Here is a 20,731-nt window from a genome sequence, read left to right as displayed (position 1 = left end):
GGTTTCAACGCATCAAGTCGTGCCTGAGGTTTCAGGTTAGTCGCGAAACGGCCTAAACCGTCTCGAACGTGCGTTTCTGCTTGTCCGACCAGCGCACGGTCAGGGAAAAGCCCTCTTCGGTTTCCTGCTCGTGCTCGACCAGACCGCGCTCGAACAGCCAGGCACGTCGGTGCCCTTCGTCAAAGCCCAGACGAAGCGTTTCAGTGCTGGTTTCCGCTTCGAGCCGGAGCTTGACCTCGTCCAGAAACGCTTCCAGCCCGTCGCCGGTCAGCGCCGACAGCGCCAGAATGTCCGGCTCCCTCTCGGCCCGGGTGCGGGCGGCTTCGCGGGCCTCCGGCTCCAGCAGGTCGACCTTGTTCCAGATCTCGAGCAGCGGCGTATCCTCGGACACCTCGAGCGATTTCAGGATGGCACGCACATCCTCGGCCTGTTCCTCGGTGTTGTCATGGGCGATGTCGCGGACGTGCACGATCAGGTCCGCCGCCAGCACCTCTTCAAGCGTGGCGCGGAAGGCGGCGACCAGTTCGGTCGGCAGGTCGCTGATGAACCCCACCGTGTCCGACAGGATCACATCCAGCCCGTTGGGCAGCTTCACGGCGCGCATGGTCGGGTCGAGCGTCGCGAAAAGCATGTCCTTCGCCATCACCTCGGCCCCGGTCAAACGGTTGAACAGCGTCGATTTCCCGGCGTTCGTATAGCCCACCAGCGCCACGATCGGATACGGCACCTTCGCCCGCGCCTTGCGGTGCAATTCGCGGGTGCGCACAACCTTGCCAAGCTGTTTGCGCAGGCGCACCAGCTGGTCGTCGATGGCGCGGCGGTCCGCCTCGATCTGGGTCTCACCGGGACCGCCGACAAAGCCAAGCCCGCCGCGCTGGCGCTCAAGGTGGGTCCAGGCCCGCACCAGCCGCGTGCGCTGATAGGACAGCGCCGCCATTTCGACCTGCAGCACACCCTCGCGGGTGGCGGCGCGGTCGGAAAAGATTTCGAGGATCAGGCCGGTGCGATCCAGAAGCTTGACGTCCCAGGCCTTTTCCAGATTGCGCTGCTGCACCGGCGACACCGGCCCGTCGACCAGCACAAGCTCGACCTCTTCGGCACTGATGCGGGCCTTGATCTCGTCGATCTTGCCCGTCCCGAACAGCGCGCCGGGCTGCGGTTTCGGCAGCGACACGATATCGGCGCCCACCACCTCCATCCCCGGCAGGGCCGCGGCCAGCGCCACGGCTTCGTCCAGCGCGGTCACCGGATCACGGCGGTCGCGGTCGGACTTGATGTCAGGATGCAGGACCCAGGCGCGGGTCACACGGTCCCCGTGTTCGTTCAATTGTTGTCTTCGCCGTCATACAGGTTGATCGGCTGCGCGGGCATGATCGTCGAAATCGCATGCTTGTAGACAAGCTGCGACTGCCCGTCGCGGCGCAGCAACACGCAGAAATTGTCGAACCAGGTGATGACGCCCTGCAATTTCACGCCGTTGATCAGGAATACGGTCACAGGAACCTTGGTTTTGCGAACGTGGTTAAGGAATGCGTCCTGCAGATTCTGTCTGTCCGAAGCCATTGAAATTGCCTTTTTTTCTTGGACGCGCCGGAGTTTGCGCGCTGCATCAGGGATCAAGTATGGTCTGCACATTCCGGAACTTCCAGTGCAAAACGCCGAAAATTCCGCACCTGCGGCATTGCGGCGTCAGTCGCGCCACATATCGGGGTTGAGCATCACGATCAGCGCCAGCAATTCCAGTCGGCCCATCACCATCGCAAGGCACAGGATCGCCTTGACCCCGGCCCCGAACTGCACCAGCGCCAGCGGCGTTTCCGAGGCGACGGTGACCAGCGGACCGGTGTTCGACAGCGCCGCGATGGCCATCACCAGCGACGGCTCGAACGCCACGCCAAAGGCCGCAAGCGCCAGCGTCACCGCCGCAAGCGTGAGCGCGAAGAGCATGAAAAACACCCAGGCGATGAACGCGCCCTCGCGTCTGATGCGGCGGCTCAGCAGGCTTGACCGGCCGACCGAGGACGGATGCACCAGCTTTTCGATCTCGCGCAGGCCGTTGAGGTAAAGCGCGAAGACCCGCAAGAGCTTGACCCCGCCCGCCGTTGTCGCCACGCCGCCGCCGATCAGCGCAAGGCCCAGCACGATCAGCCCCGGTGTGGCCAGCCCCGACCAGTTCTGCGCGGTTTCCCAGTCGCCGCTGACAAACCCGGTGGTGCTGAGGAAGGACAGCGTGGTGAACATCGCCCCCCAGAAGGCGCGCAGCCCTGCGGCAAGGTTCTGTTCGTCGCCCACCTCGAACGACGCCAGCCAGTGGCGCAGGAACAGCAGCGTCGGCACGATCAGCACCAGCAACACGCCCATGCGAAACTCCGGATCATGGGACAGCCCCGGACGGGCCGAATTGCCGGTATCGCCGGAAAAGGTCAGCCGCGACAGCGCGAAGAACATGAACAGGAACAGGATCAGCTCTCCGGCAAAGCCGCTGGGGGCGCTGCTCAGCCCGCCGATGGGCGAAATGCCCGAGGTCGCCATCACCGACATCGCGTGGCTGAAGGCCACCAGCGGCGGATCGCCCAGCATCTGCAGCATGATCCAGACCGCCACGGTCAGCCCGCTATAGATCGGCAGCAGCGCATGGGTGCTGCGGGCCAGCCGCCGCGCGGGGTCCGACACCTCCTTGGGGCCGCGCCCCTCGGGCGCGGTCTGCCCGGGTTCGCCCAGGGCGGTGACCTCGAACCCGCCCAGGGTCAGTGGCGCCAGGATTGCCGCCGCCGCGATCCACATCAAAAGCCCGCCCATCCAGCCCACCTGGGCACGCCACAGGTGTTCGGGCGCCGAGAGGCGCGCAGGCTCGAACAGAGTGGCCCCGGTGGTGGTCAGGCTCGATACCATTTCGAAATAGGCGTTGACGAAGGTGGTGGTGCGCACCGCCTCGAAGAACGGCACCGCCAGCAGCGCCGGCAGGCAGACAAAGGCGGCTAACAGCGCAAGCAGCTGGCGCATGGCGCTGCGGTTGTGCACCCGGGTCGACATTGCGATGCCCACCATCACGCACAGCACCAGCCCCACCAGCCCGCTGTAGAAAAAGCTGCGCGCGTCGTGAAATTCCTCCTGCGCCAACGCCACCATGGCGGGCAGTATCATCGACGCGCAGGCCAGCATCGTCAGCAGCAGAAAGAACGGCAGGGCAAGCAGGCGCTGCATGGCTCAGAAGAAATCGATCGAGACCTGGAGCAGCCGCTCGACCTCGGCCACGTCCTTGCTCAGCGCGAACATCACGATCAGGTCGCCTTCGTCGATCTTCAGCGATCCTGTGGGCTTGACCACCTTCGAGCCTTTCAGGACCGCGCCCACCAGCACGCCTTCGGGAAAGTCGATTTCGCGGATCCGCGACCCGGCGATGGGCGAGGTCGACAACACTTCGGCCTCGATCACCTCGGCCTCGGCATCGCCGATGGAATAGACCTGGCGGACACGGCCGTGCCGGATGTGGCGCAGGATCGAACTGACGGTTGTGGCGCGCGGGTTGATATAGGCATCGATGCCCAGCGGTTCCATCAGCGGCACCAGTGTCGGATCGTTGATCAGCGCGATGGCCATCGGACAGCCCGCCGCCTTGGCGCGGACCGCCGCCAGCATATTGGTCTTGTCGTCGTCGGTCACGCACAGCACTGCGTCGGCCCGGTCGATATGCGCCTCGGACAGCAGGCTGGCATCCAGCCCGTCGCCGTGCAGGACGATGGTCCGCTCCAGCGCCTCGGCGGCGAATTCGGCGCTTTTGCGGTTCTTCTCGATCATCATGGCGCGCACCCGCTCGGTGCGGCCCTCAAGCGCCTTGGCCACCGTCAACCCGACATTGCCGCCGCCGATCAGGACCACGCGTTCCTGCTTGCGCAGCGACTTTCCGAAGATTTCCATCGTGCGGCGGATATCCTCGGCATGGACCATGACATAGCAGGAATCCCCCACGAAGAGCTGATCGCGGGCCTCGGGCGCGAACAGCGTGCCTTCGCGGCGCACCCCCAGCACGACGGCGCGCAGGGTCGAGAAAAGGTCGGTCAGCTGGCGCAGCGGCGTATTAACCACCGGGCAGTCGGAATCGATGGTGAGCCCCAGAAGCTGCGCCTTGCCGTCAAAGAAGATCTCGGTATCGAAGGCCGCGGGTGCGGCAAGCCGCTGCAACGCGGCCTCTGCCACCTCTTTCTCGGGGCTGATGACCACGTCGATGGGCATGTGATCGCGGCGGTACAGGTCGGAATAGATCGCCGTCAGATAGCTTTGCGACCGCAGCCGCGCGATCTTGCGCGGGATCGAAAAGACCGAATGCGCGACCTGACAGGTCACCATGTTGACCTCGTCCGAATAGGTCGCGGCGATGATCATGTCGGCATCCTCCGCGCCCGCGCGGTCCAGGATGTCGGGATAAGAGGCAAACCCGGAGATGCCCTGCACGTCGAGCGTGTCGGTGGCGCGGCGCACCAGATCGGGGTTGTTGTCCACGACCGTGACGTCGTTGCGTTCGCCCGAAAGGTGGCGCGCGATCTGCCAGCCCACCTGCCCCGCGCCGCAAATGATGACCTTCATGTGTTCCTGCCTCCGGCACCCGCGTTGATTGGCATGACATGCAGGCCATGCCGGGTCAACGCCCGAGGCGTAGGAACCGCGCTTACCGCGTGGTCAGAGCGCGGGCCTGCTGCGCCTCGGCTCTGGCGCGGACCGTGGCGGCGGATTCCCAGGTGTAGCGGGTGTCGTCCGCCAGCCGCCCGAACCAAAGCCGCCCTTGCCCGATGCGCCAGGGGTCGAGGATCAGACCGTCTTCCCAGCCTTGGCCGCGCGCTGACAGGATCAGCGTGGCATGTTCAAGGCTGACTGTGTGAGCGTTGGCGATGGCGCGGTGCAGCGCCAGCGTTCGGAAGCCTTCGGCGGCCATGGCGCGCTGCAGCGCATCGGCCCAGTGTCGGCACAGCCCCTTTTCGCGCAGCCCGTGGATGACCTTGAAATTATGCACCAAAGGCGCATCGACGACGTTCCAGTCCTTGGCCCATTGCAACGGCATCTCAACGGCGATGCGCGCCGCCCGTGACGCCTCCTTGGGGTTCACGCCGGGGCCAAGCGCCATCAGCGCCTTGGTCACTTCGGCGATCTGCGCCTCGCGCGCGTCCGGGTCAGAAGCCGCAGCGGGATCTGGCGCGGGCCCGCCACAGGCCGCCAGAAACAGCGTGGCAAGAATGACCGCCGCCCAGGGGCGGAACCGCCTCATAAGGATCACGGGCAGAGCCTCAGCCGGTCTCTTCCACCTCATCCTCGAACTGCGCGATCCGCGCGCCGCCCTTGGCCGAGGTCACGACCCCCAGCGACTTCAGCTTGCGGTGCAGGGCCGAGCGTTCCATGCCGACAAAACTCGCGGTGCGGCTGATGTTGCCGCCGAACCGGTTGATTTGGGTGAGCAGGTATTCGCGTTCGAACGCCTCGCGCGCCTCGCGCAGCGGCAGGGTGGCGAGCGTGCCCGACAGCACCACGCGGCCCTCTTCGCCGTCGCTGGCCGGACCGGTTTCCTGCGGCAGTTCGCGCGCCTCGATGTCGCCGGTGCCGTCGCCCAGGATCAGCACCCGCTCGATCAGGTTCTTGAGCTGGCGCACGTTGCCGGGCCAGATCATCGTCTGCATCAGCGCCACCGCATCCTCGCTCAGCTTGCGCAGCGGCAGGCCCTGGGTCTTGTTGCACTGCGCGATGAAATACTGCGCCAACAGCGGGATATCCTCGCGCCGGTCCTCAAGGCTCGGCACCGCGATCGGAACGACATTCAGGCGATGATACAGTTCTTGGCGAAAGCGCCCGGCCTCGATCTCGAGCTTGAGGTCGCGGTTGGTCGAGGAAATGACCCGCAGATCGACCCGCACCTTGTCGGCGCCGCCCACCCGCGTGAACTGCTGATCGACCAGCACCCGCAGGATCTTGGACTGCGTGCCGGTGGGCATGTCCGCGACCTCGTCAAAGTAGATCACGCCGCCATGGGCCTGCTCCAGCAGCCCGGGCTCGATCCCCCGGTCCGGGGTTTCGCGGCCAAAGAGAACCTCTTCCATGGTCTCGGGCGCGACACCGGCGCAGTTCACCGTCACGAAGGGGGCCGAGGCGCGGTTGGAATTGGCGTGAATATAGCGCGCCGCCACCTCCTTGCCGCAGCCAGCAGGGCCTGTCAGCATCACCCGGCCATTGGATTTCGTGACCTTGTCTAGCTGCCCTACCAACGTGCGGAAGCCGGCACTTTCGCCGACCATTTCCGCCGCCGTCGCATCCTTGCGCTTGAGCTTCTGGTTCTCGCGGCGCAGGCGGCTGGTTTCCATCGCGCGCCGGATCACCACCAGCAGCTGGTCGATGTTGAATGGCTTTTCGATGAAGTCGTAGGCGCCCTGTTTGATCGCAGCCACGGCGATTTCGATGTTGCCATGGCCCGAGATGATCACCACCGGCACGTCCGGGTTGTCGCGTTTCACGGTCTTGAGGATGTCGATCCCGTCCATCTTGCTGTCTTTCAGCCAGATATCCAGGATCATCAGCGCCGGGGGTTCGGCGTTGATCTCGGTCATCGCGTCGTTGGAATTGCCCGCCAGCCGGGTCGTGTAGCCCTCGTCCTCGAGGATATCGCCGATCAGTTCCCGGATGTCGCGCTCGTCATCCACAATCAGAATGTCGCCCATGGCTCCCTCACCTCTTTACACCGTTTCTTCTGTCGTCTCGTCGTTGGTTCCGTCGCCCGCATCCGCCACGTCGCGGATCACGCGGATGTCCTGCGCCAGCGGCAGGCGGATCACCGCCATGGCCCCCGCATGCGCGCCGTCTTCAAAGACCGGCGCATCCTCAAGGCTCAGCGTGCCGCCGTGTTCCTCGATGATCTTCTTGACGATGGGCAGGCCCAGCCCCGTGCCCTTGTCGCGGGTCGTCACATAAGGCTCGAACAGCCGCGCGCGGTCTTCGGGCAGGCCAATGCCGTTGTCCATGATGCGGATTTCCGCCTTGCCCTCGACCTCTGCGCAGGTGATGCGGATCTGCGGCGCATAGCCCGCGGGCGGTCCGTTTTCGATAAGGGTTTCCGTAGCTTCCCCGGCGTTCTTGATCAAGTTCGTCAGGGCCTGCGACAGCATCGTCGCATCCAGTTCCGCCGCCATCGGCGCGTCCGGCAGATCGGTGACGAAACGCACGTTCGGCTGGCCGCTTTCCTGCAGGAACACCGCGCCGCGCAGCAGATCGACCAGATCCTCGGGCTTGCGGTCGGGTTCGGGCATCCGCGCGAACTTTGAAAATTCGTCGACGATCCGGCGCAGGTCGCCGGTCTGGCGCACGATCACCTCGGTCATCTGGTCGAGCTTCACCGCCTCTTCGTCGTCAATCTGGCGACGGAACCGGCGGTTGATGCGCTCGGCCGACAGCTGGATCGGCGTCAGCGGGTTCTTGATCTCATGCGCGATGCGCCGCGCCACGTCGCCCCAGGCCGCCATGCGCTGCGCGCTGACAAGGTCGGTCACGTCGTCAAAGGCCATCACATAGCCTTCAAGGCTGCCGTCGTTGCGCCGCCGCGTGGCGACCCGCACCAGCAGGTTCTCAAGCCGCCCCTCGCGGCTGACCTTGACCTCTTCCTGCACCGTTTCGGCGGGGATTTCGCGCAACCGGTCGAAAACCGGCCCGAATTCCGGCACCGCCAGGTGAATCGGCACCGCCTGCCGATCGCCTTCCCAGGCAAGCAGCTTTTCCGCCGACCGGTTCACGAAGGTGATCTTGCCCTGCGCATCAAGGCCCACCACCCCCGAGGTGACCGACCCCAGCACGGAATCGAACAGCCGCTGGCGGCGTTCGATCTGCCGGGTGTTGTCCAGCAGGGTCTGGCGCTGCGCCTTGAGCTGTCGGGTCATCTGGTTGAAATAGCGCCCCAGAAGCGCGATCTCGTCGTCGCCTTCATCCTCGACCACCTGTACGTCCAGATCGCCCGCACCGACCTGCTGCGCCGCGCCGGTCAGCCGACCCACGGGACGCGACAGCCGTTCGGCGAACCACAGGCCCAGCCAAGTCGCGGCCAGGATCAGCAGCACCGCGAAGCCAAGATATAAAAGCGCGAAATCAAAAAGCCGCCTGCCCCGTTCGCTTTCCTGCTGCTGATAGAACCGCGCGGTTTCCTGGGTGTCGTCGAGAAGGTTCAGGATGGCGCCGTCGACCTCGCGACTGACGTACAGATAGCGGTCGACAAAGGCGTCGAGCGGCAGGAGCGCGCGGAATTCGTTATTGTCCCAATCCTCGATCACCGCGATGCCGTCTTCGTTGGCCTCGGCGATCTGGGCGTCGCTGGGTTGTTCGAAGTCGAAGAGGTACGAGCGTTCGCCCCGGGCGCGGATCTCGCCGGTGCCGTCGATCACGAACGCCTCGCGCAGGCCGCGCTGGATTTGCGCCTGGCCCTGACTCAGGATCTGCCGCAATTCGCCGTCGTTCATCACAAACGCGGCGCGGCGGGTGATGTCGAGGTAATTGCCAAGCGCCTGCGCGTCTTGGATCAGATCCTCGCGATGTTCCTGCTCATAGGCCTCTGCCGCCGACAGCGACGCGCCCACCACGTTGCGCACCCGTTCGGAAAACCACGTCTCGAGCCCGATGTTGATCGTCAGCACCGCAAAGATCGCGACGGTTACGGTCGGCAAGAGCGCCATGAGCGCGAACACGCCCGTAAGGCGCAGGTGCAGCCGCGATCCGGCGGATTTGGCCCGCCGCGCGGCGATCATCTTGGCCACCCGCTGCAACACCAGCGCCGCCAGCAGCAGCACGTAGACAAGGTCGGCCAGCAAGACCAGCCGCAGCGCCAGTTGCGACCCGCCCCCGTTGTCGAGCGGCCCCAGCACCGCAAAGGTGGCACCCGCAAGGATCGGCCCCAAAAGGACAAGGCCCAGGGTGAAGGTGTTCTGCACCCGACGCGTGCGCCGCAGACGGCTCAGCCGCGACCAATTCCACGAGCGTGCCCAAGTGGCCACAGCCTAACCCCGCATCAATGTGCTGCTTCCCGCAGCGAACCGCCATATCTTGTGGTCTCTTCGCGGCACAAGGCAGCGTGGCCACAGTTATGTGGCCCTTTTACATCAACTTGCGGCGTCGTGTCACGCGGATATCCAGATCGGTGATCTTCTTGCGCAAGGTATTGCGGTTGATCCCCAGAAGATCGGCACATTTTGCCTGATTTCCGCCCGTCGCATCCAGCGCAATCTCGATCAGCGGCGCCTCGACCTCGCGCAGGATTCGGGTGTAAAGCCCCGGCGGCGGCAGCATGTTGCCGTGCAGGTCGAAATAGCGGCGCAGGTGCCGCGCGACCGAGGTGCCCAGCTTTTCGCCCTCACCGCCGCGCAGAATCGGGCCGGTGTCGGGCTGGTTGCCCAGCACGGTCTCGACCTCGGGGCGGGTGATCTCTTCAGCGCGGCTGGTGAGGCTCAGCCGCCGCACGGCGTTTTCCAGCTGCCGCACGTTGCCGGGCCAGGAATACTGGCGGAAAAGCTCGGTCGCTTCCTTGGACAACCAGCGTTTCGGCGCGCCGTCGCGTTCGGCCCGTTGCAGGAAATGGTCGGTCAGAAGCGCGATATCCTCGACCCGTTCACGGAGGGACGGCACGGTGATCGTGGCGCCACCCAGCCGGTAATACAGGTCCTGGCGCACCCGCCCCGCTTCCATCGCCTGGCTCAGATCGCCCTGACTGGTGGCCATGAAGCGCGGCACGTGTTCGCCCGGCACGTCCATCATCCGCACGATCCGGGCCTGGATCTCGTCATCGAAATCGGTGATCTCGTCCAACAGCAGCGTGCCGCCCTTGACCCGCGCCAAAAGCCGCGCCGGGCCTTCAAGCTCGGAAAGGTCCGTGGCGTTGGCGGTCACGAAGGGCAGCGTGCGCCGGTCCGAGAAATCGTGGATCGCCCGCGCGATCAGCGACTTGCCGGTGCCCGATTCCCCGCAGATCAGCACCGGCAGGTCGGTGTTCATCACCCGTGCCACCAGCCGGTAAAGCGCCTGCATCGCCGCGGTCTTGCCCACCAGCGGCAGTTCGTCCGGCCCGTCGGCATTTTCCACCGGATCATCGCGGCGCGGCGCGCGGTTGCGGTTTTCCAGCGCCCGCGCGGTGCGCTTCATCAGGTCCGGCAGGTCAAAGGGCTTGGGCAGGTAATCATAGGCCTCGGCCTCGGCCGCCTGGATCGCCGTCATGATCGTGTTCTGGGCCGAGATCACGATGACCGGCAGGCCGGGACGGTCCTGGCTGATCTTCGGCAGCATTTCGAGCCCGTTGCCATCGGGCATGACCACGTCCGAAATCACCACGTCGCCCTTGCCCTCGCCCACCCAGCGCATCAACGTGGTCAGGCTGGAGGTGGCGTGCACCTTGCACCCTGCCCGCGTGAGCGCCTGTGTCAGAACCGTGCGGATCGTGCGGTCGTCATCTGCGACCAGGACTGTACCGTCCATCAGTGTTTCTCCTCTGTCTCGCGGGGGGCCATGGGAAGGGAAATGCGAAAGACCGTCCGGCCGGGGATCGATTCCACCGAAATCCAGCCGTCGTGGTCGGAAATGATCTTGCTCACCAGCGCGAGGCCCAGGCCGGTGCCGTTCTCGCGCCCCGACACGAAGGGATCAAAGATATCGCCCTTGATGTTCTCGGGCAGGCCGGGGCCGTCGTCGATGATCTCAATCTGCAGCGGCAGCGACTGGCCGGTGCCGTCCTTGCGCCGCAGCCGGAAGCTGTGTTCATAAAACGAATGCAGCCGGATCTTGCCGGGCTGGCCGCCCGCCGCCTCGGATGCGTTCTTGAGCAGATTCAGCACCACCTGCAACAGCTGGTCGGGATCGCCGTAGGCCAGCGGCAGGGACGGGTCGTAATCCTCGATGATCTTCATATGCGCGCCGAATCCCAACAGCGCCGACCGCCGCGCGCGGTCCAGCACGTCGTGCACGTTGACCTCCTTGCGCTCGGGCGGGCTGAGGTTGCCGAACTGTTCGACCTGCTCCAGCAGCTTCACGATGCGGCGGGTTTCCGCGACGATGAGGTCGGTAAGTTCCAGATCGTCCTTGCCCAGATTCATGCTGAGCAGCTGCGCCGCGCCGGCGATACCCGCGAGCGGGTTCTTGATTTCATGCGCGAGCATCTCGGCCATGCCGATCGCGGACTTGGCCGCGGATTTCACCGAATGGCTTTGCGTCATGCGCCCGGCCAGTTCGCGCGGGCTGATCAGCAGGATCATCCAGCCGGGCCGCCCCTGGATCGGCGCGATCTGCAGGTTGCACACCAGCGGCGCACGTGTGCCCGGGCCGACATCGACATCGTTGACGAAAAGCGGCGTGCCGTTGGCGCGGGCGCGCTGCAGGCTTTCCTCAAGCGGGCTGTCGACGGTCAGCCGGTCCCAGATCGGCTGACCCAGCAGCCATTTGGTGGAATTGTTCATGAACCCTTCGGCGGCGGGGTTCATGTCGGCGATGCGCTGTTCGGCATCCAGCAGAATCGCCGGAACCGGCAGCGACGACCAGATCGCCATGTCGGTGTCGGGGCTCATGCCGCGGCCCTCTGATCGGTGCAAAGCACCTCTGGCAGGCGTTGCAGAACGACGCCCGGATCGCGCGCGGTCAGGATCGGGCGGCGCAGCGCCGCCGGAGTGCCCGCGTGATCCATGTACCAGCCCAGGTGCTTGCGCGCGACGCGCAGGCCCAGGTCAGCGCCGTAGAAATCCAGCATCGCCTCGTAATGCCCTGCGACCAGATCGACCAGCGCCGCGCCCGTCGGCACCTCTGGCGCGGGCGCGCCAAAGAGCGCATGGGCAATTTCCGCCAGCCGCCACGGTCGGCCCTGCGCGCCGCGCCCGATCATCACGCCATCGGCGCCAGAGGCTTCGAGCGCGCGCCGCGCACTGGCCGCATCGGTGATGTCGCCGTTGGCGATGACCGGAATGCGCACCGCCTGCTTGACGGCGCGGATCGCGGCCCAGTCGGCCCGGCCCTTGTAGAACTGGCAGCGGGTGCGCCCGTGGATCACGATCATCGCGATGCCTGCCGCCTCGGCCCGTCGGGCAAGCTCGGGCGCGTTCAGCGTGTCGTCGTCCCAGCCCAACCGGGTCTTGAGCGTCACCGGTACGTCCACCGCACCCACGACCGCCTCGATCAGCCGCAGCGCGTGATCCAGATCGCGCATTAGCGCCGATCCGGAATAGCCGCCCACGACCTTTTTCGCGGGACAGCCCATGTTGATGTCGATGACCCGCGCGCCGTTCGCTTCGACCATGCGCGCCGCCTCGGCCAGCCAATAGGGGTCGCGCCCCACCAGCTGCACTGCGGTGTCGGCCTGCCCGAAGCCCAGTTCGGCCTTTTCCCGTACCCCGGTCTTGCCCTGCACCATTTCCTGTGAGGCGACCATCTCGCTCACCACGCGGCCGGCGCCAAAGCCCGACACCAGCGTGCGGAACGGCAGGTCGGTGATTCCCGCAAGCGGGGCCAGCAAAACCGGAGGGGTGAAACCCAAAGCGGGGGCGGTGACGGTCAAACGCCTATTCCTTGTGCGGTGTCTTCCGGGCTACCGCGCCCCTGTGGTGCATACAATATTCCACGATACATTCCCACGGGTCGAAAACCCGGATGCCTAATCTTTACGCAGATATAGAGCATCCATCCGCCCCAGGCCAGCCGACCGCGTGACACGGCCCTGTCCGACAGGGCTTGACGGCGCCGCGGCGCGGGGGGCACACCACGGGGCAGCAGGCGACGAAAGGATGCAGGACCATGAGGCTTGGCAACGGGTTCGACGTGCACCGGTTCGGCCCCGGCGATCACGTGACATTATGCGGCGTCGCGGTGCCGCACGGGCGCGGGCTGGTGGGCCATTCCGACGCCGATGTGGGCATGCACGCGCTGACCGACGCGATCTATGGCGCGCTGGCCGATGGCGACATCGGCCAGCATTTCCCCCCGTCGGACCCGCAGTGGAAAGGCGCGGAAAGCCATATCTTCCTGCGCCACGCGGTGTCGCGCGCGGCGGAACGCGGCTACGGGATCGGCAATGTCGACGTGACGCTGATCTGCGAAGAACCCAAGATCGGCCCCCACGCGGAGGCGATGATCGCCGCGCTGGCCGACATCATGCAGGTGCGCGCCGATCAGGTATCGGTCAAGGCCACCACGTCGGAACGGCTGGGCTTTACCGGCCGCGAGGAAGGCATCGCCGCCCTTGCCACAGCCGCGCTGGTGCCGGCATGAGGTGGGTCGCATCGGTTCTGGGCATCGGCTTCCTGCGGCCCGCATCGGGCACCTGGGGGTCGCTTGCGGCGCTGCCGATGGCCTGGGGCCTGCACCAGCTGGGCGGCTTCTGGTTTCTGGTCAACGTCACGGTCTTTGTCTTCATCACCGGCTGGATGGCGACCCAGAAGGTCACGGCGCATGGCGATGATCACGACCCGTCATGGGTCGTGATTGACGAGGTCGTGGGCCAGTGGATCGCCCTCTTTCCAGTGAGTTACGGTGCGATGATGATGGGCGTCGACATCACCCGGCTTTGGCCCGGCTGGGTCGCGGCCTTTGTGCTCTTCCGGCTTTTCGACATCTGGAAACCGCTCTGGATCGGAGCCGCGGATGCGCGCGGCGATGCGCTTGGGGTGATGCTTGATGACGTGATCGCCGGGGTCTTTGCCGCGCTTGGCGTGATAATACTGGGCGGGCTTTACCACATGGTGCTGATGTGACGCAGGAGCTTGCCGCCGCGATCCTCGATCTGGCGCGCGCCAAGGGGCTGACGGTGACCTGCGCGGAAAGCTGCACGGGCGGCATGGTGGCCGCGGCGCTGACCGACATCGCAGGATCCTCGGCCATTTTCGAGAGGGGATTCGTCACCTATTCCAACGCCGCCAAGACCGACATGCTGGGCGTGCCCGCCGCGCTGCTCGACGCCCATGGCGCGGTGTCCGAAGAGGTGGCGCAGGCCATGGCGCGGGGCGCGCTGACGGCGGCCCGCGCAGATGTCGCCGTGGCGATCAGCGGCATCGCCGGGCCCGGCGGGTCGGAGTTCAAGCCCGAAGGCCGGGTGTGCTATTCGGTCTCCACGCCTCGGGGCACGACCAGCGAAACCGTCGAACACGGCGCACAGGGCCGAGCAGAGGTGCGCGCCGCCGCGACGCGGCATGCGCTTGTGCTTATCCAGGAGGCGCTGAACGCGCTCTGACCGAAAATCCATCATCGGCCAGATTTTCCGCCTAATTTGCGGGCAATTCAAAAACTGCCCGCAAAACACCCGCGCACAGGGCCACTTGCCGCTTTTTTCCGCGCCGCCTTTCCGCTTTGACCCGCCGAAACGAGTCTGAGGGAAGGAAGAAAGACCATGAACGGAGCGGATACCGCCTGGATCATCGTGGCGACGGCACTTGTGTTGTTCATGACATTGCCGGGGCTGGCGCTGTTTTACGGCGGCCTGGTGCGGGCGCGTAATGTGCTGAGCGTGTTCATGCACTGTTATGCCATCGCCTGTTTGATGAGCGTGCTGTGGCTGGCCCTCGGCTATTCCATCGCATTCGGCGACGGCGGGGCCTACTGGGGTGGGTTGGGGAAGATGTTCCTGCTGGGCGTCGATGCCGACGCGCTGGCGGGCACCCTGCCCGAGGTGCTGTTCTTCGCCTTTCAGATGACGTTCGCGATCATCACGCCCGCGCTGATCGTCGGCGCCTACGTGGAACGGGTGGGCTTTGGCTTCGTGCTCCTGTTCTCGGGCCTGTGGATGCTGCTGTGCTATGCTCCGGTTGTGCACTGGGTCTGGGGCGGCGGGTTCCTTGCCGATGGCGGCGTTTTCGGTGAGACCGGCGTGCGCGATTTCGCCGGTGGCATCGTGGTGCATGAAACCGCCGGGATCGCGGCGCTGATCATCGCGGTGTTCCTGGGCAAGCGCGAAAACGCGACGACACCGCCGCACAATCCGGGCTACGTGATGATCGGTGCGGCGATGCTCTGGGTCGGCTGGTTCGGCTTCAACGGCGGCTCGCAGCTAGCCGCCGACGGCGGGGCGGCAATGGCGCTGACGGTCACGCATATCTCGGCCGCGACCGCGTCGCTGACCTGGGCGCTGTGGGAACGGATTAAGTTCGGCAAGGCGTCCATGGTGGGCATGGTGACGGGCACCATCGCGGGTCTGGCCTCCATCACCCCTGCCTCGGGGTTCGTCGGCCCGGTCGAGGCGCTGATCATCGGCGCGGTCGCGGGTGTGCTGTGCCAGGAGGCGGTGAACCTGATCCGCAACACGCTGAGGATCGACGACACGCTCGATGTCTTTGCGGTGCACGGCGTGGGCGGCATCTTCGGCACGATCATGATCGCGGCCTTCGGTGCGGGGGCCTGGGCGGCGCAGCTGGGATCGCTGGCCATCGTCGGCGTCTTTACCACGGTGGTGACGGTGGTGCTGGTGCTGGTGGTTCGGCTGGTCACGCCGCTGCGCGTCGATGCCGAGACCGAGCACAACGGGCTCGACATCATGGTGCACGGCGAACGCGCCTACGATCACGCCAGCTGATCTCAGCGCGGTTGCACGAGGGGCGGCCTGCGCCGCCCCTCAGCCGTAAAGCTGGGCGGCGCGCCGTTCGAAGGCGCGCACGATCCGCTGCATCGCCTCGTTGAAGACCAGGCCGATGATCCGCTGCAGCACGACGTTCTTGAATTCGAAATCCACGAAGAAGGACACTTCGCAGCCACCCTCCACGTCCCGGAAGGCCCAGTTCGACTTGAGATAGCGAAACGGCCCGTCCAGGTATTCGGTGTCGATCTTCATGTCGTCGGGCCAGAGCGTCACCCGGCTGCCGAACCGTTCGCGGAACACCTTGAAGCTGATCACCAGGTCGGCAAGCATCACCTCGGCATCCCCCTCGGGCGTCACGGACCGCACCCGGGCGGCGGCGCACCATGGCAGAAACTCGGGGTAAGACCCGACATCGGCCACAAGGTCGTACATCTGCTGCGCCGTATAGGGCAGCGTTCTGGTTTCGGAATGGGTTGGCATTTGGCCCCGTTTCGTGATGACAGTGGGCGTGCATGTCGTATTCTGCGCGCGGAAAATCAAGGGAAACCCATGCCTCAGCGTCCTTATGTCATCGACGAGATGATCTCGGCCAAGGCCATCGCCGCACGGATCGAAGAATTGTGCGTGAAAATCCACGACGAATTCGACGATACCGACAAGCTGGTGGTCGTGGGGCTGCTGCGCGGATCCTTCGTCTTTATCGCCGATCTGGTGCGCGAGCTGAACCTGCCGGTCGAGGTCGATTTCCTCGAAGTGTCGTCATATGGCGACGCCATGGTGTCGAGCCGCGAGGTGCGGGTTCTCAAGGATCTGCGCTCGGGCATCGAAGCGCGCGACGTGTTGGTGGTCGAGGATATCGTCGACACCGGGTATACGTTAAGTCATGTCACCAACCTTTTGAAATCACGCGGCCCCGCGCGGCTGCGCACGATCGCGCTTCTGGACAAGCCATCGCGGCGCGAGGTCGATTTCAAGGCCGACTGGACGGGATTCGAGATCCCCGACGAATTCGTCGTGGGCTATGGCATCGACTTTGCGCAGCGCAACCGCAACCTGCCCTACATCGGCAAGGTGCGCTTTACCGACGAGGCGTGAGCCGGTGAACTGGTTCTGGCTCTTGCGGATGTCCCGCTGGGCGCGCAATCCGCCCTCGGCCCGGCAGGTCAAGCTGGTGCTGGCAATCATCGCGGTCTGCCTGGTGCTTTACGGCATCGAACGCTGGATCGGCTGGCCCGACGCGCTGAGCGTCGAGCGCGCCCGCCCGCCGATGCGCCTGAGCCCCTGACCGCGCGCGGCACGCTCGCAGGATTGTGAGAATGGTTGCCGCCGCGTTAGGGCAGACTACCTGAAGACAATCGATTTTTCAGGGAGTTTTGATCATGAAGACACCGACCCTCTTGGCCTGTGCCGCGCTGCTGGCCGCAACCCCGGCCTTGGCGCAGGATTTTTCCGCCGAAAAGAAAGCCCGCCAAGGGCAGTTCCGGATCATGGCGATCAACCTCGGCATCCTTGGCGGTATGGCCAAGGGCGAGGTCGAATACAACGCAGAAGAGGCGCAGGCCGCCGCGGACACGCTGGTCGCGGTGTCGATGATCCAGCAGGGGCCGCACTGGCCCGAAGGGTCGGACGAAATGTCCATCGACGGCACCCGCGCCCTGCCGGCGATCTGGGACAATTTCGATGATTTCCTGAGCAAATGGGAAGGATTCGGCACCCAGGCCGCTGCCATGGCCGAAGTGGCGGGTACCGGGCAAGAGGCCATCGGACCCGCGCTTGGCAAGGTCGGCGGTGCCTGCAAGGCGTGCCACGACGATTACCGCGCCTCCGACAACTAGGGGCAGTAGATGCGCAAAGCGCTGATCGCGCTGGCGGCGGGAGGGCTGTGCCTGGTCGGCGCCGGTCATTGGCTGACGCGGGCGGTCCCGGTGGAGGCGGCGGACTATACGTCGCTCAGCGGGGATGTGACGCGGGGCGAGACGCTGTTTACCGCCGCGGGCTGCGCGTCCTGCCATCATGCCCCCGATGCCGAGGGCGACGCCAAGCTGGTGCTGGCGGGTGGGCAGCGCTTTGCGAGCGATTTCGGCACCTTCATCGCACCCAACATCTCGCCCGACGCCGACGCCGGGATCGGCGGCTGGAGCCTGCCGCAATTCGCCAGCGCCGTGACCCGCGGCGTGTCACCCGGCGGGCAGCATTACTATCCCGCCTTTCCCTATACCGCCTACACGCATCTGCCGCCGCAGGACGTGGCCGATCTTTGGGCCTATCTGCAGACCCTGCCCGCCGACGGGACAGCCAGCCAGCCGCACGAGGTCGGCTTTCCGTTTAACATCCGCCGGTCGGTGGGGGTTTGGAAAACGCTCTACCTCAGCGACGACTGGGTTGTGACCGCCGCCGAAACGCCTGAGGTGCAGCGCGGCCGAAAACTGGTGGAGGCGCTGGCCCACTGCGGCGAATGCCACACGCCGCGCACGGCGCTTGGCGGGTTGGACCGCGACCGCTGGCTGGCGGGTGCGCCCAACCCCAACGGCAAGGGCACGATCCCGGCGCTGACCCCGGATGAGTTGGACTGGAGCGCGACCGACATCGCCTATTACCTGGAAACTGGCTTCACCCCGGATTTCGATTCCGCCGGCGGCCACATGGTGGCGGTGGTCGAGAATTTCGCCAAGCTGAGCGGCGAGGATCGCGCCGCGGTGGCGGCCTATCTCAAGGCGTTGCCCGGGGGGTGAGCGCGCGGAGGATCGCCCCTGCCGGGGCGATACGAGAGATGCTGTCTCTCGTGCTCTCTGGAATTTCAGCCAAGAAGAAGGGTCAGCCGCGCGCCAGTCTGGCCTCGCGCGCATCGCGCAGGCGGGCGAAATCGTCGCCGGCGTGGTAGGACGACCGCGTGAGCGGGGTTGCCGACACCATCAGGAAACCCTTGCCATAGGCGGATTTTTCGTAGCCCGCGAATTCCTCGGGCGTGACGAAGCGATTGACCGCGTGGTGTTTGGGCGTCGGCTGCAGATACTGCCCAATGGTCAGGAAATCCACATCCGCGGCGCGCATGTCATCCATCACCTGCACCACCTGCTGGCGATCCTCGCCCAAGCCTACCATGATCCCGGATTTGGTGAAGATGCGCGGATCCAGCTCCTTGACCCGCTGCAGCAGCCGCAGCGAATGGAAGTAGCGCGCGCCCGGGCGCACCTCGGGATAAAGTCCCGGCACGGTTTCGAGGTTGTGGTTGAAGACATCCGGTCTGGCATCGACGACCACGCGCAGCACCTCGGGATCGGCCTTGATGAAGTCCGGCGTCAGGATCTCGATCGTTGTGCCGGGCGCCCGGTGGCGGATCGCGCGGATGGTCTGGGCGAAATGTTCGGCCCCTCCGTCGGTCACGTCGTCGCGGTCGACGCTGGTGATCACTACGTGGTTGAGCCCCAGTTTCTGCACCGCGTCGGCGACCCGGCCCGGTTCGAAGGCATCGAGCGGTTCCGGCGGCTTGCCGGTGGCGATGTTGCAGAAGGTGCAGGCGCGGGTGCAGACCTCGCCCATGATCATCATCGTGGCGTGGCCCTGGCTCCAGCATTCGCCGACGTTGGGGCAGCCCGCCTCTTCGCAGACGGTGACGAGGTTGTGTTCGCGCATGATCTTGCGCGTGTCGGCATAGCCCTGCCCCCCGGGCGCCTTGACCCGGATCCAAGAGGGTTTCTTGGGCTGGGCGTTGTCCGGGCGGTGGGCTTTTTCCGGATGACGCTGCTGCGGTATCTTGAGGTCGCGCACTGGTTTTTCCCCGCGAAGTTCCGATGCTTGTCCAATAGCATAGGTCATCGCAGGGGGGAGTACCAGTGGCGCATGGCCGCTATGCAGTCATGTGGATCCCCGAGGTGACGAGTGCCCCCTGCGCCCCCGGGGCCCGCGGCGGATCAGCCGATCAGGCCGCCGCCGGGCGGGCGCGCGCGTTCATAATGGCGCTTGAGCCGCTGCAGCGCGATGCGCAGCACGATCTTGCCGGACCGCGCCGACCAGCCCATGCGCCGTTCCGCCGTTTCCAGCCCCTGCAGCTGGCAGCAGCAGCGCAGCGCGATTTCGGCCAGCCCGGGCCCCAGGTCCTGAATGGCGCGGATCACCCGGTTTTCCGCCGCCTTGGGGCCGCGGTCGGGGGCTGCGGGATCAGGGCGCGCGGTCAGGAAGTCATCGGCGCGGTTCATCCCCTGCCCGCCCAGTTGCGACAGTTCGAAATCCTCGCGCAGGCGTTCGCCGGCGCTGACCAGCTCCGAGCTCAGGAACGGCGCGCCGGACTTGTCGCGGCGGCGGGCCAGCGCGGCCAGCGGGCTGTCGGTCAGCGCATAACGCGGTTTGACCGGTGCGGGCACCGCATCCGTGTCGTCGAGCGCGGCATCGAGCGCGATGCCCGATGCAAAGCCGGTCTGGCTTTCGGCAAAGCCGCGCACCCGGCTTTCCTGTTCCGCGATCATCCGGTTCAGCGCCGACCGCCCGGTGGCGGTGATCCGGTAGCGCGCGATCCGCCCCGGCGCATCGCAGGCGATCCAGGCCTTGAGCGCCATGGCCTGGGCCACGTCACTGCCCACGACGCCGGTGCGGGTCGTGCCGCCGTTGCCGGTGTCGCGGACCACGACCGCGTTTTCCATGCCTTCGGCCACCGCCAGCACGGCGCCGGTTTCGCACAGGCGGCGCAGGATGCGGCGCGCCTCGCGGGTCAGTCGGGCATCGTCCATCAGGGTAGGTCCGTCGGGATCTTGATAGCTCATGGCGGGTTTGTCCTGATCTTGCTGCTGGGAAACGGGCTGGCAGTGGGTGGCGCCAAGGCGGCGCAGGGCGGCATCGACCAGAGGGTCGTCGCGCCGCGTCTCGATCCGGCGCACCTGGCGCAGCACGGTCGACGCATGGCACCCCGCGCGGCGGGCCAGCGCCCGGATCGGCAATCCGTTTTCCACATGGGCGAGGTAGTGCCGCGCGCTTATGGGCACCCATCCGGGCAATCCTCCGCCCCCGGGCTGGTGGTCACAACTCGTCATCTTTTCGTCCCTTCTGGCCTGACCCGCAAAATTCTGTCCCCGTGCGGATATCGGCAAGGAGCAACCTTGAGTTGCGTCTGTTACCTGTTCGTTAACAACGCCGCACAAAGCTTATGATTGTGTTAAAACGGTAAACAGTGCTGAAGGCGCCGTTCGC

The 20,731-nt window shown here is 65.7% G+C and carries 20 protein-coding genes and 1 pseudogene; 8 read left to right on the top strand and 13 right to left on the bottom strand.

Translation table 11 applies throughout. The annotated features are described in order from the left end of the window. Positions 1 to 52 precede the first annotated feature (52 nt). The 10 genes from hflX to dusB all read right to left on the bottom strand — a co-directional run bounded on the left by hflX (position 53) and on the right by dusB (position 12,544). The gene (gene hflX, locus ACOXXX_RS12655) at positions 53 to 1,306 is read right to left on the bottom strand and encodes a GTPase HflX (protein ID WP_422826957.1); all 1,254 of its coding nucleotides are present in this window, start codon (positions 1,304 to 1,306) and stop codon (positions 53 to 55) included. Between the two features lie 17 nt (positions 1,307 to 1,323). Continuing rightward, complete coding sequence (gene hfq / locus ACOXXX_RS12650; RefSeq protein WP_114510067.1) at positions 1,324 to 1,563, bottom strand: RNA chaperone Hfq; 240 nt, start codon at positions 1,561 to 1,563, stop codon at positions 1,324 to 1,326. A gap of 126 nt (positions 1,564 to 1,689) precedes the next feature. Beyond that, entirely contained in the window at positions 1,690 to 3,204 is a 1,515-nt protein-coding gene (locus ACOXXX_RS12645; RefSeq protein WP_422826956.1) for a TrkH family potassium uptake protein, read from the bottom strand. A 3-nt stretch (positions 3,205 to 3,207) separates the two neighbouring features. After that, positions 3,208 to 4,584: a Trk system potassium transporter TrkA gene (gene trkA / locus ACOXXX_RS12640; RefSeq protein WP_422826955.1), complete on the bottom strand. Its 1,377-nt coding sequence runs from the start codon at positions 4,582 to 4,584 to the stop codon at positions 3,208 to 3,210. An 82-nt stretch (positions 4,585 to 4,666) separates the two neighbouring features. Next, positions 4,667 to 5,260, bottom strand: a complete 594-nt coding sequence (locus ACOXXX_RS12635; RefSeq protein WP_422827102.1) for a lipoprotein — start codon at positions 5,258 to 5,260, stop codon at positions 4,667 to 4,669. 19 nt (positions 5,261 to 5,279) lie between these two features. Further along, positions 5,280 to 6,698, bottom strand: coding sequence for a sigma-54-dependent transcriptional regulator (locus ACOXXX_RS12630; protein ID WP_422826954.1), 1,419 nt, complete (start codon positions 6,696 to 6,698; stop codon positions 5,280 to 5,282). 15 nt (positions 6,699 to 6,713) lie between these two features. Beyond that, a complete protein-coding gene (locus ACOXXX_RS12625; protein ID WP_422826953.1) occupies positions 6,714 to 9,011 on the bottom strand; it encodes an ATP-binding protein in 2,298 nt (765 codons plus the stop codon). A 100-nt stretch (positions 9,012 to 9,111) separates the two neighbouring features. Continuing rightward, a complete protein-coding gene (locus ACOXXX_RS12620) occupies positions 9,112 to 10,482 on the bottom strand; it encodes a response regulator (RefSeq protein WP_422826952.1) in 1,371 nt (456 codons plus the stop codon). Continuing rightward, positions 10,482 to 11,564 (bottom strand): two-component system sensor histidine kinase NtrB, encoded by a 1,083-nt coding sequence (locus tag ACOXXX_RS12615; protein ID WP_422826951.1) that lies wholly within the window; start codon positions 11,562 to 11,564, stop codon positions 10,482 to 10,484. Before ACOXXX_RS12615 ends, ACOXXX_RS12620 begins: the two co-directional genes overlap by 1 nt. Further along, positions 11,561 to 12,544: a tRNA dihydrouridine synthase DusB gene (dusB, locus tag ACOXXX_RS12610; protein WP_422826950.1), complete on the bottom strand. Its 984-nt coding sequence runs from the start codon at positions 12,542 to 12,544 to the stop codon at positions 11,561 to 11,563. Before dusB ends, ACOXXX_RS12615 begins: the two co-directional genes overlap by 4 nt. A 236-nt stretch (positions 12,545 to 12,780) precedes the next feature. On the opposite strand from dusB, the pseudogene ispF reads away from it, so the two are divergent. From ispF to ACOXXX_RS12590, 4 genes and pseudogenes are all read left to right on the top strand, one after another. Beyond that, positions 12,781 to 13,254, top strand: a pseudogene (gene ispF / locus ACOXXX_RS12605) (2-C-methyl-D-erythritol 2,4-cyclodiphosphate synthase); the annotation flags it as partial. Next, entirely contained in the window at positions 13,251 to 13,736 is a 486-nt protein-coding gene (locus ACOXXX_RS12600; RefSeq protein ID WP_422826949.1) for a phosphatidylglycerophosphatase A, read from the top strand. The pseudogene ispF and the gene ACOXXX_RS12600, both read left to right, overlap by 4 nt. Further along, positions 13,733 to 14,212 (top strand): CinA family protein, encoded by a 480-nt coding sequence (locus ACOXXX_RS12595; protein ID WP_422826948.1) that lies wholly within the window; start codon positions 13,733 to 13,735, stop codon positions 14,210 to 14,212. The genes ACOXXX_RS12600 and ACOXXX_RS12595 overlap by 4 nt, the downstream gene beginning before the upstream one ends. Positions 14,213 to 14,368: 156 nt before the next feature. Continuing rightward, the gene (locus ACOXXX_RS12590) at positions 14,369 to 15,547 is read left to right on the top strand and encodes an ammonium transporter (protein WP_422826947.1); all 1,179 of its coding nucleotides are present in this window, start codon (positions 14,369 to 14,371) and stop codon (positions 15,545 to 15,547) included. A gap of 39 nt (positions 15,548 to 15,586) precedes the next feature. Here the strand turns inward: ACOXXX_RS12590 and ACOXXX_RS12585 are convergent, their stop codons facing one another. After that, a complete protein-coding gene (locus ACOXXX_RS12585; RefSeq protein ID WP_422826946.1) occupies positions 15,587 to 16,030 on the bottom strand; it encodes a type II toxin-antitoxin system RatA family toxin in 444 nt (147 codons plus the stop codon). A 69-nt stretch (positions 16,031 to 16,099) separates the two neighbouring features. Here ACOXXX_RS12585 and hpt point away from each other — a divergent pair, with 69 nt between their 5' ends. The 4 genes from hpt (at position 16,100) to ACOXXX_RS12565 (ending at position 18,282) form a co-directional block, all read left to right on the top strand. Next, a complete protein-coding gene (gene hpt, locus ACOXXX_RS12580) occupies positions 16,100 to 16,645 on the top strand; it encodes a hypoxanthine phosphoribosyltransferase (protein ID WP_422826945.1) in 546 nt (181 codons plus the stop codon). 4 nt (positions 16,646 to 16,649) lie between these two features. Further along, the gene (locus ACOXXX_RS12575; RefSeq protein WP_422826944.1) at positions 16,650 to 16,835 is read left to right on the top strand and encodes a hypothetical protein; all 186 of its coding nucleotides are present in this window, start codon (positions 16,650 to 16,652) and stop codon (positions 16,833 to 16,835) included. A gap of 94 nt (positions 16,836 to 16,929) precedes the next feature. Continuing rightward, on the top strand, positions 16,930 to 17,385 hold the full coding sequence (locus ACOXXX_RS12570; RefSeq protein WP_422826943.1) for a c-type cytochrome: 456 nt from the start codon (positions 16,930 to 16,932) through the stop codon (positions 17,383 to 17,385). Between the two features lie 9 nt (positions 17,386 to 17,394). Next, positions 17,395 to 18,282 (top strand): c-type cytochrome, encoded by an 888-nt coding sequence (locus ACOXXX_RS12565; RefSeq protein WP_422826942.1) that lies wholly within the window; start codon positions 17,395 to 17,397, stop codon positions 18,280 to 18,282. 82 nt (positions 18,283 to 18,364) lie between these two features. Here the strand turns inward: ACOXXX_RS12565 and lipA are convergent, their stop codons facing one another. Together lipA and ACOXXX_RS12555 are read right to left on the bottom strand one after the other, a co-directional pair. Further along, positions 18,365 to 19,318 carry a lipoyl synthase gene (gene lipA / locus ACOXXX_RS12560; RefSeq protein WP_422826941.1) on the bottom strand — a complete coding sequence of 318 codons (954 nt, stop codon included), beginning with the start codon at positions 19,316 to 19,318 and terminating at the stop codon, positions 18,365 to 18,367. Positions 19,319 to 19,461: 143 nt separating this feature from the next. Continuing rightward, positions 19,462 to 20,574, bottom strand: coding sequence for a DUF6456 domain-containing protein (locus ACOXXX_RS12555; protein ID WP_422826940.1), 1,113 nt, complete (start codon positions 20,572 to 20,574; stop codon positions 19,462 to 19,464). Between the last annotated feature and the right edge of the window lie 157 nt (positions 20,575 to 20,731).

Origin of the sequence: Thalassococcus sp. BH17M4-6 (assembly GCF_049323015.1) — a bacterium.
Classification (GTDB): domain Bacteria; phylum Pseudomonadota; class Alphaproteobacteria; order Rhodobacterales; family Rhodobacteraceae; genus Puniceibacterium.
The sequence above is the reverse complement of the archived record's forward strand: the minus strand, read 5'-3'. Positions and strand labels throughout refer to the sequence as shown.